1 protein-coding gene is annotated in these 623 nt (G+C 53.8%); it reads left to right on the top strand.

Translation table 11 applies throughout. The annotated features are described in order from the left end of the window. Positions 1-565 (top strand): hypothetical protein (locus tag AC1RPT_RS07610; protein WP_481762956.1); only part of this gene is annotated, 565 nt, incomplete at its 5' end. Positions 566-623: the final 58 nt, after the last annotated feature.

Genomic DNA, 623 nt, shown 5'->3' with positions numbered 1-623 from the left:
GCTTCACGATCTGCGTCAGGACCGAGAAGCAGCGCTAGCCTCGGCGCGTGCCAGCGAAAAAAGAATTCTGGCCAAGGTGATGCGTGCAGAGGCCGCGCTTCAGAATGCGGACAACGAGGCTGATCGTCTCGACGCCGAGGCCGAGCTGGACGAAATTGCGGCTATGCGCGAGATCAATGAGTCGAATGTTCGCGCGGCCGAGGACGAGGTAGCTTTCATTCACGAGTGTATCAAGCGCATTGAGCCTTATCGTAAATACAAAGATATGGATGATCGTCAGGCTTTTGAAGCCGCTCAGCAGGAAGAGTGGAAGCTAACGCTTATGCGCCGTGCCGAGAACTATCTGCTGAGTCAAGGGTCGATTCCGCATGATCATTTCGAGACAATGCGCTTGCATCCGGAGTTTAGCACTGTCATACTGCCGCACGTCAATCGTGTTCACCAGCTGAGCACGAGCAAAGAGGCCTCAGATAGGCAAGCTCTAGTAGAGCTTTTGGCATCGGGCCCGAGCGACGTACGCAAGGTTATTTCGGAAGTACAACAACTTCGTTTGGAGAGTAAATGAAGACCACCATCAGCTTCGAAGACACACGCGTCCCTGTTCCAATCAGTGAGCTGGAAGG

It is taken from the genome of Dellaglioa sp. CoH-56-MRSF-11, assembly GCF_056782135.1.
Note: the sequence above shows the minus strand (reverse complement) of the source record. Positions and strands in the feature narration are given on the sequence as shown.